This is a genomic window from Citrobacter sp. MGH103, from assembly GCF_001034475.2.
Taxonomy (GTDB): Bacteria; Pseudomonadota; Gammaproteobacteria; order Enterobacterales; family Enterobacteriaceae; genus Citrobacter; species Citrobacter freundii.
Genome location: NZ_CP073043.1, coordinates 4,379,634 through 4,395,777, shown reverse-complemented (window position 1 = coordinate 4,395,777; position 16,144 = coordinate 4,379,634). Strand labels below are relative to the sequence as shown.

The following is a 16,144-nucleotide window of genomic DNA, read 5'->3' as shown; positions in this document are numbered from 1 at the left end:
TTTCCCCGGCGTCGGTGCTAGCGCCCCTCGTCCGGGCTACTCAGGTATTACAAACTTCCCGCCGGGCGACTGCCTCTGCCCGCAGAACTTAACGTTCTCCCCGTTTGCTTACCGCCGAGGCTCTCCAGACGCATCTGGAACGGTGGGAACGGCATATCAATACCGTGCTCGCGGAAGCCTGCCAGAATCAGTTGGTGGATTTCATGGCGCAGCGGCATGCGATGCCCCATTTCAGCGGCATAAATACGCAGTTCGAAGATTTGAATTCCTTGTTGTAGGTCAACCAGGAAGACTTCTGGCGCCGGGTTATCGATAACCAGCGAGCAACGATGTGCGGCAGTCAGCAGGATCTGCGTAACCTCCTCGCTGTTAGCCTCCGACGGTGCCGGGATGGTTAACACCACACGGGTAACCGAATCGGATAGCGACCAGTTGATAAACTGTTCGGTGATAAAGGCTTTGTTGGGTACGATGATCTCTTTGCGGTCCCAGTCGCTGATAGTAGTGGCACGGGTATTAATTTTCGTCACGCTACCGGTAAGATCGCGAATTGTAACCGTGTCGCCAATGCGGATTGGCTTTTCAAACAGGATAATCAGGCCGGAAATAAAGTTGGCGAAGATCTCCTGCAAACCAAAGCCCAGACCGACACCGAGAGCCGCCACCAGCCATTGCAGTTTGGACCACTCAATACCGATCATCGAGAAACCCACCAGGCCGCCAATCAGCATCAGAAGATACTTAGTGATAGTGGTGATGGCGTAACCGGTGCCGGGGGTTAAATCCAGATGTTGCAGTAGCGCCAGCTCCAGCAACGCGGGTAGGTTGCGCACTAGCTGGGTGGTGATGATAAACACCAGAATAGCAATGAGCACCGCGCCCAGCGTTATCGGTTCTAAGCTTTCCACGCCCTGCACCGTGGAGGTGACATCCCACAACGAGATGTTTTCCAGGAAGCCGAAAGCGGAATGAATTTCTGACCATAGCACAATGACCGAGAGCAGGGCGATAAGCATCAGGATAGAACGTACCAGGCGCAGCGATTGCGCGCTGATTGCATCCAGATCCACTTCGCTTTCATCTACATCGATCGTACCTTCAAGGCTGGTGGAATGAGGTGGTTCCTCTTCGCCCCGCGCACGTTGCGCCAGCATTTCGGCGCGTCGATGTTTGGCGCGGTCAAACGCAAGGCGGCGGCGCTGAATTAGCATCCAGCGGCGGATGACGTGATACACCACCAGTAATAAGAACCAAATCGCCACGGATGTTTCCAGGCGTGCCAGCAGGGCTTGCGATGTGGCGAGATAACCCACTGCCGCGGCGAGAATGGCAATCAGCGGCGCGCCCATCAGCATATTCCACAGCATACTATTGACCATGTTATCGCTGTTGCCCTCTTTATCGAGGTACAGCGGTATCCCGGCGCGTTTCAGGCTCAGGGTCACGACCGCCAGCGCACCGCAAATCAGAATAAAGCACAGACGTCCCAGTGAGGCGGAGAATTCCCGGTCATTGAGATTATCAAACATAATCACCGCCATGATCAGCGGGACAATCAGTCCGATGCTCATCAGGTAGTAGTGCATGGCTTTCGCGACGCGGTTACGTGGCCAGCCAAAGTGGGCAATGAACAGACCGTTGGGACGCGCAAAGGTGGCGCAAATCATTACCGCCCATAGCATAGGCACCGTGGCGGTAACGCCATCGCCGATAGCAACAGCCAGCGGGTAAGGCCAGGCTTCCTGCAACCCGTAACCGAGCGTTGCCCATAACACCGGCAACGGAGAAGCGACGAGTATTGACCAGAATACCGTGCGTATTGTCAGCCAGAAATGGTCCTGGGTGACTTTCCCGACTCGCGCGGACGAGCGTTCAAGGAAACGGGTGAAGTGCTTGCGCGAAGAGAGGCTAAAGCCAACCAGCACCAACGCCGCGAACAGCGGCAATAGTGTTTCTTTGCTGGTCAGCATCATGACGCTGGCTTTACCCAACTGATTAAACGTATCTAATGAGATCAAACGCCGCAGATCCTGAACGATGTCGACAGGCCAGGAGAGCGAGATGGGACTGACGTCTGACGTCCAGAACAGATAGCGGTGCGTTGCTTCGTTGACCTCTTTTAGCGCATCTTCCAGTTGGCTGTTGGAGACTTTGAGCTTGGTCAGCTCAAGGATCAGCGTATCGCCGCCCTGTAACAATGAGTTCAGCAGCTCGCGCTGGGTGCGTAGCTGGGCGTTGAGAATGCTGCTCTGTTCAGCGGTCAGCGGTTGTCCATCGGCCTGATGAATCTGACGCAGCTGCGGCTGTTTGTTGAGGAGATCCTCATAGCGCATACGGTGCACGCGAAGCTGCGCCATTTCGGTATCCAACTGCTGGGGCTTGGGCATTTCCGGCAGACGGGATACCTGCGCGCGCAGCGCTTCTCCCAGCATATTTGAAACCCCAAGCCACTGAGACTGCTCTCGCAGCGTATTCAAGGCCTGGCGGACCTGCAGCGTTTGGCTGGCAGCCTGACGCTGCTGCGAGGCGACCAGGTCCATACGTTGCGCCTGCTGGTTCAAGGCCTGAGACAGCTCGCGGTTAACCTTGAACTGATCGACAATACCTTCCGGCAGTCCCGCGCTGTTTTCTGCCAGCAGTTCGGTACTTTCCAGCGCTCGCTCTGCTTCACGCTGGCGCTGACTGTTGAGTTGATTGCGCAAAGCCTGCAGGTAAGTGTCGAGTTGTTGACTCTGCTTTTCCGCCAGTTCGGAGCGCATACGCGCCAGTTCCTGACGGTTATTGGCGGAAAGCTGTGCCAGCTCCAGTTCATCGACCAGGGCTTTAAGTTTGGCGGATTCAGCTTGCATCGCCTGATTCTGCGCGGAATTGCCGTTGGCGGTACCAATGCGCCGCTCAAGCTCATTGAGCTGGCGGCGGGCATCGGTTTGCTGTTGAGGAAGCTGGCTTAACGAGTCGGCGATTTCCCGGGCGCGATCCTGCTCCTGCTGGGCCTGACGACTCTTTTCCAGCAGTTGGCTGCTAACCTGGAGGATCTCCTGGTTTAATGCATCGGTAGAGAGTCCGGTTGGCACATTGCGCGGTTCATCGCGCAGGTTACTAAGCTGTGCGCGTAACGTTGCGGACAGCTTGGGGAAGTTATCAATAACCTGCTGATATTGCTGTGCGCGCTCGAGAGAGCCTTTCCGCTCCTCAAGGGCATTCAGCGCGGACTGGAGCGCCTCGACGGTTTCTGGCTGAGCGGGTTTTGCCGCTTTTGCCTGCTCCAGTTCCTGGGTGAGTTGTTTGGCATCGGGGGCCGTCGCAGCGTACGCCCCCAGGCTGAGGCACCAGGCCATCAGAAAAGTGATAATCAGGCGCACAGCAGCGATTCCTATGTTTAACTTTCGTCTTTTTTGTCGTCAACCAGCGGGCTGGCGTCGTGTTCTGCTTCGATCTCTTCTTTCGCCAGCGGGGCCGGTTCTGTCTCTGGCGTCACGAAAGTCTCGGTCGAGATGGCCATTGGTTGGCCGATTTTGGTCACGGAAAGATCCTGCAACTGCTCAACCAGGTTAACTTTGCCAGGTGCGAACAGGTTGATGACGGTGGAACCGAGCTTAAAGCGGCCCATTTCCTGACCTTTCAACAGCGCCACCGACCCTTCGCTTTCGCCTTCCGGCCAGGTCCAGCGCTTGATAACGCCTTCACGCGGTGGGGTAATGGTGCCAGCCCATGTGGTTTCAATGCTGCCGACGATAGTCGCGCCGACCAGAATCTGCACCATCGGACCAAATTCGGTATCAAACAAACAGATTACGCGTTCGTTGCGGGCAAACAGGTTCGGTACGTTTTGCGCAGTCAGGATGTTTACAGAGAAGAGATCGCCCGGCACATACATCATTTCACGCAGGATACCGTTACACGGCATGTGTACACGGTGGTAATCGCGTGGAGACAAGTAAGTGGTTACAAACGTACCGTTGCGGAATTTTTCCGCCATCTGATAGTTGCCAGCCAGCAGCGCTTCAAGGGTATAGCTGTGCCCTTTAGCCTGCAGCAATTTGTCTTCTTCGATGTTGCCTAACTGGTTGATCACGCCGTCAGCGGGCATGACCAGTACGTTTGGGTCTGTATTAATCGGGCGAGCATCGTCGCGCAGCGGGCGAACAAAGAAGTCGTTAAAGGTGCGATAGCTGGCGGTGTCCGGCTTTTGCGCCTCTTTCATATCGACCTTGTAATATTTCACGAACAGATCGATAACCAATTTGGTCAGCCATCCCGCTCGTTTGCTCGCACCCCAACCCGCCAGGCGAGTGAGCCATAGTTTCGGCAGAATGTATTGTAGCGAAAGCTTAAATGAGTTTAACAAGGTAGCCTCCAGGCCATAATTTGTTCCCGATCCGGCATGTGGGCCGGATCCTGAAAAAAGGGGGACGATTCTAGCGATGCTTAGCTTAGTTGTCAGTTGTCTGTATCAGAAAAGTTTTTACGCGTTTTTACCTGCGCCATGCTTTCCAGGATGCGGTGATAATTTTCAAACCGGGTTTCGGCTATGGCCCCTTTTTCTACAGCCTCACGGATAGCGCAGCCTGGATCGGTATCATGCTTGCAGTCGCGGTATTTGCAATGGCCCAGGTAGTCATGAAATTCGACAAAGCCATGCGTGATTTGTTCCGGCTCCAGATGCCACAGTCCGAACTCACGTACGCCAGGGGAGTCGATAACGTCGCCGCCGTGCGGGAAGTGATACAGGCGAGAGGCCGTGGTAGTGTGCTGTCCAAGACCGGAGTTGTCGGAGACATCGTTGGTCAGGATCTCTTCTTGCAGGCCGAGAAGATTATTGAGCAGGCTGGATTTACCTACGCCCGACTGACCGGCAAAAATGCTGATGCGATCGGTTAATGCTTCTTCAAGCGGTTTCAGGCCGTCTTTAGTGCGGCTGGATACCATCAACACCCGATAGCCAATGTTGCGATAGATATCCATCTGTTCGTTAACGAAGGCCATGCCTTCATCATCCAGCAGATCGATCTTATTCAGTACGATAATTGGTTCAACATGTAGCGTTTCGCAGGCTACCAGATATCGGTCGATAATATTGAGTGACAGCTCGGGTAAGATGGCTGAGACAATAACGATCTGGTCGATGTTGGCGGCAATAGGTTTTACCCCGTCGTAAAAGTCGGGGCGTGTCAGTACCGAGGTACGATCGTGTACCGCTTCAACGATACCTTTGACATTCACGCCTTCAGCCGCCGCTTTACCCGGGCGCCAGACTACGCGATCGCCAGTAACCAGCGAGCGAATTGTACGGCGGATGTTGCAGCGGTGAATTTCACCGTCAGCAGACTCTACGTCGGCATGCATGCCAAAACGGCTGATAACTATGCCTTCAGCGGTTTCGCCAAACAGGTTGTCGTCGTAGTCGGGCTTCTCCGTGGACGTTTTAAGACGACGCTGGTGATTGGCGTTCACACGGCGCTGTTGGCCTTTGGAGAGTTTATTCTTACTCAATCGGACTGGCTCCTGGTCGCCCATGATGGGCAAAACATTTATGATACACACAATTTTAGATCAATGTAGTCACACTGAATGTGACGCTGAAGGGTGGAAAATAGCATGAGTGCCAATGAAAACAACCTGATTTGGATCGATCTGGAGATGACAGGTCTGGATCCCGAGCGCGATCGCATTATTGAGATCGCCACGCTGGTGACGGATGCCAATCTGAATATTCTGGCAGAAGGACCGACAATTGCGGTGCACCAGTCCGACGAACAACTGGCATTAATGGATGACTGGAACGTACGTACGCACACCGGTAGCGGGCTGGTGGAACGCGTGAAGGCAAGCACCATGGGCGATCGTGAAGCAGAACTGGCCACGCTGGCTTTTTTGAAAGAGTGGGTTCCGGAAGGGAAATCACCTATCTGTGGCAACAGCATTGGTCAGGATCGTCGTTTCCTGTTTAAATACATGCCGGAGCTGGAGGCGTATTTCCATTATCGCTATCTGGACGTCAGCACGCTCAAAGAACTGGCGCGTCGTTGGAAGCCGGAAATCCTGGCTGGCTTCACCAAGCAGGGAACACATCAGGCGATGGACGACATTCGTGAATCTGTTGCTGAGCTTGCTTACTATCGCGAACATTTTATTAAGCTTTGATTTTGTTCTCCGGTGGCTTGCGCCACCGGCTTTTTGACGCTAAATTGTCCAGCTTGATTGCAAAGTAATCACTTGAACGAATTTTCGAAAAAAACGTATTCAAGGGGGTTGCAGCTAAACGGATTTCTCGTATAATGCGCCTCCCGTAACGACGCAGAAATGCGAATTACGACAGCAACAAATTTGCGGGAATAGCTCAGTTGGTAGAGCACGACCTTGCCAAGGTCGGGGTCGCGAGTTCGAGTCTCGTTTCCCGCTCCAAAATTTGAAATGCTTGTAAAGCAAAGACACACCCAAGCGGGAATAGCTCAGTTGGTAGAGCACGACCTTGCCAAGGTCGGGGTCGCGAGTTCGAGTCTCGTTTCCCGCTCCAAAATTTGAAAGTGCTTATAAGCACAGACCACCAATCGCAGGATTTCGAATTGCGACAAGGCGGCAACTGAATGAGTCCTTAGGAGCTTACTGAAGTAAGTGACTCAGGCGAATGAAGGCAGCCAACGCAGTAGCGGTTCGAAAGACGAAGATTATGCGGGAATAGCTCAGTTGGTAGAGCACGACCTTGCCAAGGTCGGGGTCGCGAGTTCGAGTCTCGTTTCCCGCTCCAAATTCTTACCCCAATAAAAATATCCACAACGAATAATCGCGTTGGGGACGTTTTGTTTCGTCATTGACATACTCTTGTAAACAGACTTATCCACAGGTTCGGGTATTATTCCTGGAATGCAAAAAACTTCGCCGGGTGAATAGTATCATTTTAACTGATTGAAATTATTGGTTTAATTATCATTTCAAATTGTTAATGCGATCACTTGACGATTTTTTCCCTCTTGAATATCAATGTATTTTTATTTTTATACACAAGCTGTGGATGACTTAAGCGTCGCGCGGCAGACCCTTCTCAATGACCCTGACCAAACGTTGTTTCTTCGGTAGCTGCACCTCAACTACGCAGGCATTTCGCTTCTCGATTTGCTGAGCAACCGCCCAGTCTATATGTTCGTCGAGAAGTGGGTGCTCACCTCTGCGACTTTCCAGCGCGAGAATAACAGCGTCATTCCAGGGAGCATTACCCAACGCAACGGCGATATTTCGCAGCCAGCGCAGGTGGCCAATACGACGAATGGCAGACCCCTCCGTGACTTTTAAAAACCACGCTTCGCTCCAGCTAAACAGCTCTATTAACTCCGGAGCATGAAGCTGCTTGCGCGGGTTGAAGTCATCCTCTGTCGTCAACTGTGAATAGCGGTTCCACGGGCAAATGAGCTGGCAATCATCGCAGCCGTAAATTCGATTCCCCAACAATGGACGAAACTCTTCCGGGATCGGGCCTTCCAGTTCGATAGTGAGATAAGAGATACAGCGGCGCGCATCTACGGTGTAGGGTTCAACGATGGCCCCAGTGGGACAGATGGTCATGCAGGCGACGCATTTCCCGCATCCTTCTTCTGCTGGTTGGTCGACCGGCAAGGGTAAATCGATCAGTAATTCCCCGAGGAAGAAAAATGAACCGGCTTCGCGATTGAGGATTAGTGAGTGCTTACCTGTCCAGCCAAGCCCGGCTTTTTCAGCCAAAGGACGCTCAAGAATGGGCGCAGAATCGACAAAAGGTCTAAAATTCAGCGAAGCGCAGTGCTGTTGAATCATCTCTCCCAGCTTTTTTAAGCGGTTACGTAACAGCTTATGGTAGTCGCGGCCAAGCGCGTAACGGCTGACGTAACCCAGAGAAGGGTTCTTCAACGTGCTGGCAAAGGCCGCTTTGGCAGGAAGATAGTTCATACGTACGCTGATGACGCGTAGCGTACCGGGCAATAATTCGTGGGGGCGGGCGCGCATCATGCCGTGACGGGCCATCCAGTCCATCTCGCCGTGGTATTGTTTATCCAGCCAGGCCTGCAGTTTGGGCTCTGCTTCGCTGAGGTCGGTATCGGCAATACCGACCTGCTGAAAGCCAAGCTCCAGCCCCCACTGCTTAATATTTTGCGCTAACTGATTGAGATCGAGGGGCTCTGACATGACGGACCATACAATGAAGAAAAACCCCGCAAGTATACCACACTCCATCTGGCACGCCGATGACATCAGGCGTATGGAGCGAGAGGCGGCAGACAGTTTAGGGCTGACGTTGTATGAGCTGATGCAACGGGCGGGAGAGGCGGCGTTTCAGGTCACCCGCGAGGCCTATCCGAACGCCCAACACTGGCTGGTGCTATGTGGTCACGGCAACAACGGCGGTGATGGTTACGTGGTGGCAAGACTTGCCAAAGCGCAGGGTTTTAATGTTACGTTGCTGGCGCACGAGGGTGATAAACTGCTCCCCGAGGAAGCGCAGCAGGCGCACGACGCCTGGCTTAACGCCGGTGGCGTTATTCATGCTGCTGATATTAACTGGCCAGACAGCGTGGACGTCATTATCGACGCGCTGTCAGGTACTGGCTTAAAAAACGCGCCGCGTGAACCTCTCCCGGCGTTGATCGAACGTGCCAATAGCCACCCAGCCCCTACAATTGCAATCGACATTCCCTCCGGCCTGCTTGCGCAGACGGGGGCGACGCCGGGGGCAGTCATCAACGCTGCGCATACCGTTACCTTTATTGCGCTCAAGCCAGGTCTGCTCACCGGTAAAGCACGCGATGTCACCGGACGTCTGCATGTTAACGCACTCGGGCTGGACGACTGGCTGGCGGTGCAGAACGCGCCGCTGCAACGTTTTGATGCTCAACAGCTTGCGCACTGGCTAACGCCGCGTCGGCCCACCTCACACAAAGGCTCTCACGGTCGGCTGGTGATTATCGGTGGCGACCACGGTACGGCAGGTGCAATACGTATGGCCGGTGAAGCGGCGTTGCGTGCGGGAGCCGGGCTGGTCAAAGTATTGACGCGCAGTGAGAACATTGCGCCTGTTCTGACTGCCAGACCAGAACTGATGGTCGATGCGCTGACGCCGCAGACTCTGGAAGAGAGCCTGGCATGGGCGGATGTTGTGGTGATAGGACCAGGTCTTGGTCAGCAGGAGTGGGGCAAAAAAGCGCTGCAAAAAGTGGAGAATTTTCGCAAACCGATGCTCTGGGATGCGGATGCGCTGAACCTGCTGGCAATCAACCCCGATAAACGTCACAATCGCGTGATCACGCCGCATCCAGGTGAAGCCGCGCGACTGCTGGGCTGTTCCATTGCAGAAATTGAAGACGATCGCTTACTTTGTGCACAACGTCTGGTAAAACGGTACGGAGGCGTGGTAGTGCTGAAAGGCGCGGGTACGGTTGTTGCTGCTGAACAGGCTGAGTTAGGTATTATTGATACCGGCAATGCAGGGATGGCCAGCGGCGGAATGGGAGATGTGCTTTCCGGTATTATTGGCGCATTGCTCGGACAGAAGCTTACCCCGTATGATGCAGCATGTGCGGGATGTGTTGCGCACGGAGCGGCGGCGGATGTGCTGGCGGCGCGTTTTGGTACGCGCGGCATGCTGGCGACAGATCTCTTTACCACGCTACAGCGTATTGTTAACCCTGATGTGATTGACGTTTATCATGATGAATCGAGTAATTCCACTACCTGATGAGCAGGCAACTTTAGACCTGGGACTGCAGGTAGCCAAAGCCTGTGACGGCGCGACGGTTATATATTTGTACGGCGACCTGGGGGCGGGTAAAACCACTTTCAGCCGGGGATTTCTGCAAGCGTTAGGTCATAAAGGTAATGTAAAAAGCCCCACCTACACGCTGGTTGAACCCTATTCACTCGATAACTTGATGGTTTATCACTTCGATTTATACCGACTTGCGGACCCGGAGGAGCTGGAATTTATGGGGATCCGCGATTATTTTGCCAATGATGCCATCTGCCTGGTGGAATGGCCGCAACAAGGTAAAGGTGTACTGCCAGACCCGGACGTCGAAATACACATTGAATATCAGGCGCAAGGTCGGGAGGCGCGCGTAAGCGCAGTCTCCTCATCGGGTGAATTATTGCTGGCGCGTTTAGCCGAATAACCTTAAGGGTGGCGGGATGATTTATCGCATCAGAAACTGGCTGATGGCAACCCTGGTCCTGCTGTGCGCGCAGGCAGGGGCCGCCAGCCTCTCCGATCTTCAGGTTTCCAATGGCAATCAACAGGCGCGGATTACGCTGAGCTTTATTGGCGAGCCTGAATACGCCGTGAGCCAGGACGGGAAACGCACCGTCGCGCTGGATATAAAACAAACCGGAGTGATTCAGGGATTACCGCTGCTGTTTAGCGGCAATAATCTGGTGAAATCTATCCGCTCCGGCACGCCAAAAGATGCGCAGTCCTTGCGTCTGGTGGTGGATTTAACCGAGAACGGCAAGGCCGAAGCCGTTAAACGACAGAACGGCGGCAATTATACAGTTGTGTTTACCATCAAAGCTGATGCGCCACCGCCACCGCCTCCACCTCCAGTGGTTGTTAAGCGTGTTGAAACGCCGGTTGTCGCCCCTCGTCCTGCCGAGCCTGCGCGTAACCCGTTTAAAGCAGAGAACGATCGCACCACGATGGTGACCAACAGTAATACCTCCACACGACCTGCGGCGCGCGCCAGCACCGGCAGCGGTGAAAAAGTGGTTATTGCCATTGATGCCGGACACGGCGGGCAGGATCCGGGGGCGATTGGCCCTGGCGGCACGCGTGAGAAAAACGTCACGATTGCCGTGGCGCGTAAACTGCGCAGCTTGCTCAATGATGACCCAATGTTTAAAGGCGTACTCACCCGTGATGGCGATTACTTTATCTCGGTGATGGGGCGTTCAGACGTCGCACGTAAACAAAACGCCAATTTCCTGGTTTCTATTCACGCGGATGCCGCGCCAAACCGTGATGCCACAGGTGCTTCCGTTTGGGTGCTGTCGAACCGTCGGGCGAACAGTGAGATGGCCGGCTGGCTGGAACAGCACGAAAAACAATCGGAGCTGTTGGGCGGCGCGGGCGATGTGCTGGCAAACAGCCAGTCCGATCCTTATCTCAGCCAGGCCGTACTGGATCTGCAGTTCGGTCATTCGCAGCGCGTCGGGTATGATGTGGCGACCAGCATGATCGGCCAGTTAGAACGTATTGGTTCGATGCATAAGCGCCGTCCGGAACACGCCAGTCTTGGCGTACTGCGTTCGCCTGATATCCCGTCTGTGCTGGTTGAAACCGGCTTTATCAGTAACAACAGCGAAGAACGTCTGTTGGCGAGCGATGATTACCAGCAGCAACTGGCTGAGGCGATATACAAAGGATTGCGTAACTATTTCCAGGCGCACCCGATGCAAACCGGACCGCAGGGCGCGCCGGCGCAAACCGCCAGTGCCATATCGCCGGGTAACACGTTAACAAATTAAGGATTAGCCATGCCGATTCAGGTTCTACCGCCACAGCTGGCGAACCAGATTGCCGCAGGCGAGGTGGTAGAACGGCCTGCGTCAGTGGTGAAAGAGCTGGTGGAAAACAGCATCGATGCCGGTGCGACGCGCATTGATATCGATATTGAGCGCGGCGGCGCGAAGCTTATCCGTATTCGTGACAACGGCTGCGGGATTAAAAAAGACGAGCTGGCGCTGGCGCTGGCGCGTCATGCCACCAGTAAAATAGCCTCGCTTGACGATCTTGAGGCCATCGTGAGCCTCGGATTTCGTGGCGAAGCGCTGGCAAGTATCAGCTCCGTGTCTCGTTTAACCCTGACATCGCGCACACAAGAGCAGCCTGAGGCCTGGCAAGCCTATGCTGAAGGGCGCGACATGGATGTGACGGTAAAACCTGCTGCGCATCCAGTGGGAACCACACTGGAGGTGTTAGATCTGTTCTACAACACCCCGGCGCGGCGCAAATTTATGCGCACCGAGAAAACTGAATTTAATCATATCGACGAGATTATTCGCCGCATTGCGCTGGCGCGTTTTGATGTGACGATTAATTTGTCTCACAACGGCAAAGTGGTGCGTCAGTACCGGGCAGTGGCCGTGGATGGGCAGAAAGAGCGCCGGCTGGGCGCGATTTGCGGCACGCCGTTTCTGGAGCATGCGCTGGCGATTGAATGGCAGCATGGTGATTTAACGCTGCGTGGCTGGGTGGCCGATCCTAACCACACAACGGCGGCACTGGCAGAAATCCAGTACTGTTATGTGAATGGTCGGATGATGCGAGATCGGCTGATCAACCACGCTATCCGCCAGGCCTGTGAAGATAAGCTGGGAGCCGATCAACAACCCGCTTTTGTGCTGTATCTGGAAATCGATCCGCATCAAGTGGATGTCAACGTACACCCAGCTAAACATGAGGTCCGTTTCCATCAATCCCGCCTGGTGCACGATTTTATTTACCAGGGCGTGTTGAGCGTCCTGCAACAGCAGCTTGAAACGCCGCTGCCGTTGGCTGATGAGGACGAACCTGCTCCAAGGCACATCCCGGAAAACCGTGTTGCTGCCGGACGTAACCATTTTGCCGAGCCTGCCCCCGCGCGTGAACCTGCAACACCGCGGTACTCAGCATCCGCTGGCGCTGGAAACGGCAGTAGTGGCGCAGGCCGTCAGGCGGGGGCCAGTTGGCCTCATGCCCAACCCGGATATCAAAAGCAGCAGGGCGAAATTTATCAGAAACTGATGCAGACGCCGGCTCCAACGCGCAAAACGCCGGTCTCTGAAACATCATCGGCACCTCTGAGTGGCAGCAGTCAGGGCTTTGGCCGGGTGCTAACGATTGTCGGTGCAGACTGTGCGTTACTCGAGTGCGATGGCCATATTCGGTTGCTGGCATTACCGGTGGCTGAGCGTTGGCTGCGTCAGGCGCAATTAACGCCGGACCAGGGGACCGTTTGCGCCCAGCCGTTGCTGATCCCTTTACGGTTAAAAGTCAACGCCGATGAAAAAGCGGCGCTGCAAAAAGGACAGAGCCAACTGGCTGAGCTGGGCATTGAATTTCAACTGGATGCGCAGCATGTGACCATCCGGGCGGTGCCTTTACCCTTACGCCAACAAAATTTACAAATCTTGATTCCTGAACTGATAGGCTACCTGGCGCAGCAATCCGTATTCGAGCCGGGCAATATTGCGCAGTGGATCGCACGTAACCTGATTAGCGAGCATCCACAGTGGAGTATGGCACAGGCGATTACGCTGTTAGCGGATGTTGAGCGGCTTTGCCCACAACTCGTGAAGGCACCGCCGGGTGGTTTGTTACAACCTGTTGATTTACATTCGGTAATGAATGCCCTGAAACATGAGTGATACCCGTAAGGCGAGCCTGCCAAAGGCGATTTTTTTGATGGGGCCAACGGCCTCCGGTAAAACGGCACTCGCAATTGAATTGCGTAAAGTTTTGCCCATAGAGTTGATAAGCGTTGATTCCGCCCTTATTTACAAGGGGATGGATATCGGTACAGCCAAGCCCGATGCAGATGAATTACAGGCCGCGCCGCACCGATTACTGGATATTCGCGATCCGTCGCAAGCGTACTCCGCTGCGGATTTTCGTCGCGATGCGTTAGCCGAGATGGCCGACATCACCGCCGCGGGGCGTATCCCGTTGCTGGTGGGCGGCACAATGTTATATTTCAAAGCCTTGCTTGAAGGGCTGTCGCCGTTACCGTCGGCGGACCCGGAAGTCAGGGCCAGAATTGAGCAGCAGGCGGCAGAGCAGGGTTGGGACGCGTTACACCGACAGCTTCAGGACATCGATCCGGTGGCTGCGGCGCGTATTCATCCAAATGATCCGCAAAGACTTTCCCGGGCACTGGAAGTTTTTTTCATTTCGGGTAAAACTTTAACGGAGCTGACGCAAACGTCAGGAGATGCTTTGCCGTATCAGGTGCATCAGTTTGCAATCGCCCCGGCGGGCCGTGAACTGCTCCATCAGCGAATTGAGCAGCGTTTTCATCAGATGTTAGCTTCAGGTTTTGAAGCAGAAGTCCGGGCGCTTTTTGCCCGTGGAGATTTGCATACGGATTTGCCTTCCATTCGTTGTGTAGGGTATCGCCAGATGTGGTCATACATTGAAGGTGAAATTTCATACGATGAAATGGTTTATAGAGGTGTTTGCGCCACGAGGCAGTTGGCGAAGCGACAGGTAACCTGGTTGCGTGGTTGGGAAGGGGTGCACTGGCTTGACAGTGAAAAGCCTGACCAGGCGCGAAACGAAGTATTACAGGTTGTTGGTGCTATCGCGAACTGAATGTGTACAATTGAAACGTATCGTGCGCAATTTTTCAGAATCGAAAGGTTCAAAGTACAAATAAGCATATAAGGAAAAGAGAGAATGGCTAAGGGGCAATCTTTACAAGATCCGTTCCTGAACGCACTGCGTCGGGAACGTGTTCCAGTTTCTATTTATTTGGTGAATGGTATTAAGCTGCAAGGTCAAATCGAGTCTTTTGATCAGTTCGTGATCCTGTTGAAAAACACGGTCAGCCAGATGGTTTATAAGCACGCGATTTCTACTGTTGTCCCGTCTCGTCCGGTTTCTCATCACAGCAATAACGCCACCGGCGGCACTGGCAGCAACTACCATCACGGTAGCAACGCGCAAGGTTCATCTGCGCAACAGGACAGCGAAGAAACCGAATAAGGTTATTAGCTGTTTTACATACGGGGAGCCAGCGATCCTGCGTTCCCCGTTGATTTATATTAAGGGGTTGACGCTTGTTTGACCGTTATGATGCCGGTGAGCAGGCGGTACTGGTACACATCTATTTTTCGCAAGACAAAGATATGGAAGACCTCCAGGAGTTTGAATCTCTGGTTTCTTCCGCCGGTGTCGAAGCAATGCAGGTGATTACCGGGAGCCGTAAAGCACCGCACCCGAAGTATTTTGTTGGTGAAGGTAAGGCAATCGAAATTGCCGAAGCCGTAAAAGCGACTGGCGCTGCGGTGGTGATTTTTGATCATGCTCTGAGCCCCGCCCAGGAACGTAACCTGGAACAGTTGTGCCAGTGTCTTGTAATCGACAGGACCGGTCTTATTTTAGATATTTTTGCCCAGCGTGCGCGCACCCATGAGGGTAAGTTGCAGGTTGAGCTGGCGCAGTTGCGCCATATGGCTACGCGTCTGGTCCGTGGCTGGACCCACCTTGAAAGGCAAAAGGGCGGGATTGGTTTGCGTGGTCCGGGTGAAACCCAGCTCGAAACCGACCGTCGTTTGCTGCGTAATCGCATTTTGCAAATACAGTCGCGCCTGGAAAAAGTTGAAAAGCAACGTGAGCAGGGGCGGCAGTCGCGCAAGAAAGCGGATGTCCCAACCGTATCACTGGTGGGATATACCAACGCCGGAAAATCCACCCTGTTCAACCAGATCACCGAAGCCCGGGTTTATGCAGCGGACCAGCTGTTTGCGACCCTGGACCCAACGTTGCGCCGCATAGACGTGGCGGACGTGGGTGAGACCGTGCTGGCGGATACCGTAGGGTTTATCCGCCATTTGCCGCACGACCTGGTGGCGGCATTTAAAGCCACCTTGCAGGAAACACGTCAGGCGACATTGCTGCTGCACGTTATTGATGCTGCAGATTTTCGTGTGCAGGAAAACATCGAGGCAGTCGACACGGTGCTCGAAGAGATCGATGCACATGAGATCCCGACCCTGCTGGTGATGAATAAAATCGATATGTTGGATGACTTTGAGCCGCGTATCGATAGAGATGAAGAGAATAAACCCATTCGCGTTTGGGTATCAGCGCAAACGGGGATTGGTATACCACAACTTTTTCAGGCTTTGACTGAGCGACTTTCCGGTGAGGTGGCGCAGCATACGTTGCGTTTGCCGCCGCAGGAAGGGCGTTTGAGAAGCCGGTTTTATCAACTTCAGGCAATAGAAAAAGAGTGGATGGAGGAAGACGGCAGCGTAGGTCTGCAGGTTCGTATGCCGATCGTAGACTGGCGTCGCCTCTGTAAACAAGAACCGGCACTGGAAGACTATGTTGTCTGATCTGACGGATATGGCCTGAAGATTTTTTCGCCTCTATACCTTGTGGATTTTGTGCGGCAGGAAGGCGGCAAGTCCTGAAATCTCCAGG

At 54.0% G+C, this 16,144-nt stretch carries 12 protein-coding genes and 3 tRNA genes; 11 read left to right on the top strand and 4 right to left on the bottom strand.

Annotation, left to right across the window (positions count from 1 at the left end; genetic code table 11):
- Positions 1–47 precede the first annotated feature (47 nt).
- The 3 genes from mscM to rsgA all read right to left on the bottom strand — a co-directional run bounded on the left by mscM (position 48) and on the right by rsgA (position 5,493).
- Positions 48–3,362, bottom strand: a complete 3,315-nt coding sequence (gene mscM / locus SK33_RS21250) for a miniconductance mechanosensitive channel MscM (protein ID WP_003839472.1) — start codon at positions 3,360–3,362, stop codon at positions 48–50.
- Between the two features lie 17 nt (positions 3,363–3,379).
- On the bottom strand, positions 3,380–4,348 hold the full coding sequence (gene asd / locus SK33_RS21245) for an archaetidylserine decarboxylase (protein ID WP_032948369.1): 969 nt from the start codon (positions 4,346–4,348) through the stop codon (positions 3,380–3,382).
- 92 nt (positions 4,349–4,440) lie between these two features.
- Positions 4,441–5,493 carry a small ribosomal subunit biogenesis GTPase RsgA gene (gene rsgA / locus SK33_RS21240; RefSeq protein WP_170974257.1) on the bottom strand — a complete coding sequence of 351 codons (1,053 nt, stop codon included), beginning with the start codon at positions 5,491–5,493 and terminating at the stop codon, positions 4,441–4,443.
- Positions 5,494–5,598: 105 nt separating this feature from the next.
- Here rsgA and orn point away from each other — a divergent pair, with 105 nt between their 5' ends.
- The 4 genes from orn to SK33_RS21220 all read left to right on the top strand — a co-directional run bounded on the left by orn (position 5,599) and on the right by SK33_RS21220 (position 6,748).
- Complete coding sequence (orn, locus tag SK33_RS21235; RefSeq protein WP_003839477.1) at positions 5,599–6,144, top strand: oligoribonuclease; 546 nt, start codon at positions 5,599–5,601, stop codon at positions 6,142–6,144.
- Positions 6,145–6,329: 185 nt separating this feature from the next.
- Positions 6,330–6,405, top strand: a tRNA-Gly gene (locus SK33_RS21230).
- 36 nt (positions 6,406–6,441) lie between these two features.
- Positions 6,442–6,517: transfer RNA gene (locus tag SK33_RS21225), tRNA-Gly, on the top strand.
- Between the two features lie 155 nt (positions 6,518–6,672).
- Positions 6,673–6,748: transfer RNA gene (locus SK33_RS21220), tRNA-Gly, on the top strand.
- Between the two features lie 269 nt (positions 6,749–7,017).
- On the opposite strand, the gene queG is transcribed toward SK33_RS21220, so the two are convergent.
- Positions 7,018–8,157 carry a tRNA epoxyqueuosine(34) reductase QueG gene (queG, locus tag SK33_RS21215; RefSeq protein WP_048219878.1) on the bottom strand — a complete coding sequence of 380 codons (1,140 nt, stop codon included), beginning with the start codon at positions 8,155–8,157 and terminating at the stop codon, positions 7,018–7,020.
- Between queG and nnr the strand changes: the two genes are divergently transcribed.
- The 7 genes from nnr (at position 8,156) to hflX (ending at position 16,056) form a co-directional block, all read left to right on the top strand.
- Positions 8,156–9,703 (top strand): bifunctional ADP-dependent NAD(P)H-hydrate dehydratase/NAD(P)H-hydrate epimerase, encoded by a 1,548-nt coding sequence (gene nnr, locus SK33_RS21210; protein ID WP_048219876.1) that lies wholly within the window; start codon positions 8,156–8,158, stop codon positions 9,701–9,703. The two genes, queG and nnr, sit on opposite strands and share 2 nt — an antisense overlap.
- Positions 9,675–10,136 (top strand): tRNA (adenosine(37)-N6)-threonylcarbamoyltransferase complex ATPase subunit type 1 TsaE, encoded by a 462-nt coding sequence (gene tsaE / locus SK33_RS21205; protein WP_048219875.1) that lies wholly within the window; start codon positions 9,675–9,677, stop codon positions 10,134–10,136. The genes nnr and tsaE overlap by 29 nt, the downstream gene beginning before the upstream one ends.
- A gap of 16 nt (positions 10,137–10,152) precedes the next feature.
- A complete protein-coding gene (gene amiB, locus SK33_RS21200; RefSeq protein WP_016149446.1) occupies positions 10,153–11,484 on the top strand; it encodes an N-acetylmuramoyl-L-alanine amidase AmiB in 1,332 nt (443 codons plus the stop codon).
- A gap of 9 nt (positions 11,485–11,493) precedes the next feature.
- Entirely contained in the window at positions 11,494–13,365 is a 1,872-nt protein-coding gene (mutL, locus tag SK33_RS21195; protein ID WP_008323056.1) for a DNA mismatch repair endonuclease MutL, read from the top strand.
- Complete coding sequence (miaA, locus tag SK33_RS21190; RefSeq protein WP_048219873.1) at positions 13,358–14,308, top strand: tRNA (adenosine(37)-N6)-dimethylallyltransferase MiaA; 951 nt, start codon at positions 13,358–13,360, stop codon at positions 14,306–14,308. The genes mutL and miaA overlap by 8 nt, the downstream gene beginning before the upstream one ends.
- An 84-nt stretch (positions 14,309–14,392) precedes the next feature.
- Positions 14,393–14,701: an RNA chaperone Hfq gene (hfq, locus tag SK33_RS21185; RefSeq protein ID WP_003025584.1), complete on the top strand. Its 309-nt coding sequence runs from the start codon at positions 14,393–14,395 to the stop codon at positions 14,699–14,701.
- A gap of 74 nt (positions 14,702–14,775) precedes the next feature.
- Positions 14,776–16,056 (top strand): ribosome rescue GTPase HflX, encoded by a 1,281-nt coding sequence (gene hflX / locus SK33_RS21180; RefSeq protein ID WP_003025589.1) that lies wholly within the window; start codon positions 14,776–14,778, stop codon positions 16,054–16,056.
- Positions 16,057–16,144: the final 88 nt, after the last annotated feature.

Coding starts and splice junctions, on each gene's coding strand:
- orn (WP_003839477.1), top strand. CDS start 5,599: ATGAGTGCCAATGAAAACAACCTGATTTGGATCGATCTGGAGATGACA.
- queG (WP_048219878.1), bottom strand. CDS start 8,157: ATGTCAGAGCCCCTCGATCTCAATCAGTTAGCGCAAAATATTAAGCAG.
- amiB (WP_016149446.1), top strand. CDS start 10,153: ATGATTTATCGCATCAGAAACTGGCTGATGGCAACCCTGGTCCTGCTG.
- miaA (WP_048219873.1), top strand. CDS start 13,358: ATGAGTGATACCCGTAAGGCGAGCCTGCCAAAGGCGATTTTTTTGATG.
- nnr (WP_048219876.1), top strand. CDS start 8,156: ATGACGGACCATACAATGAAGAAAAACCCCGCAAGTATACCACACTCC.
- mutL (WP_008323056.1), top strand. CDS start 11,494: ATGCCGATTCAGGTTCTACCGCCACAGCTGGCGAACCAGATTGCCGCA.
- tsaE (WP_048219875.1), top strand. CDS start 9,675: ATGATGAATCGAGTAATTCCACTACCTGATGAGCAGGCAACTTTAGAC.
- hfq (WP_003025584.1), top strand. CDS start 14,393: ATGGCTAAGGGGCAATCTTTACAAGATCCGTTCCTGAACGCACTGCGT.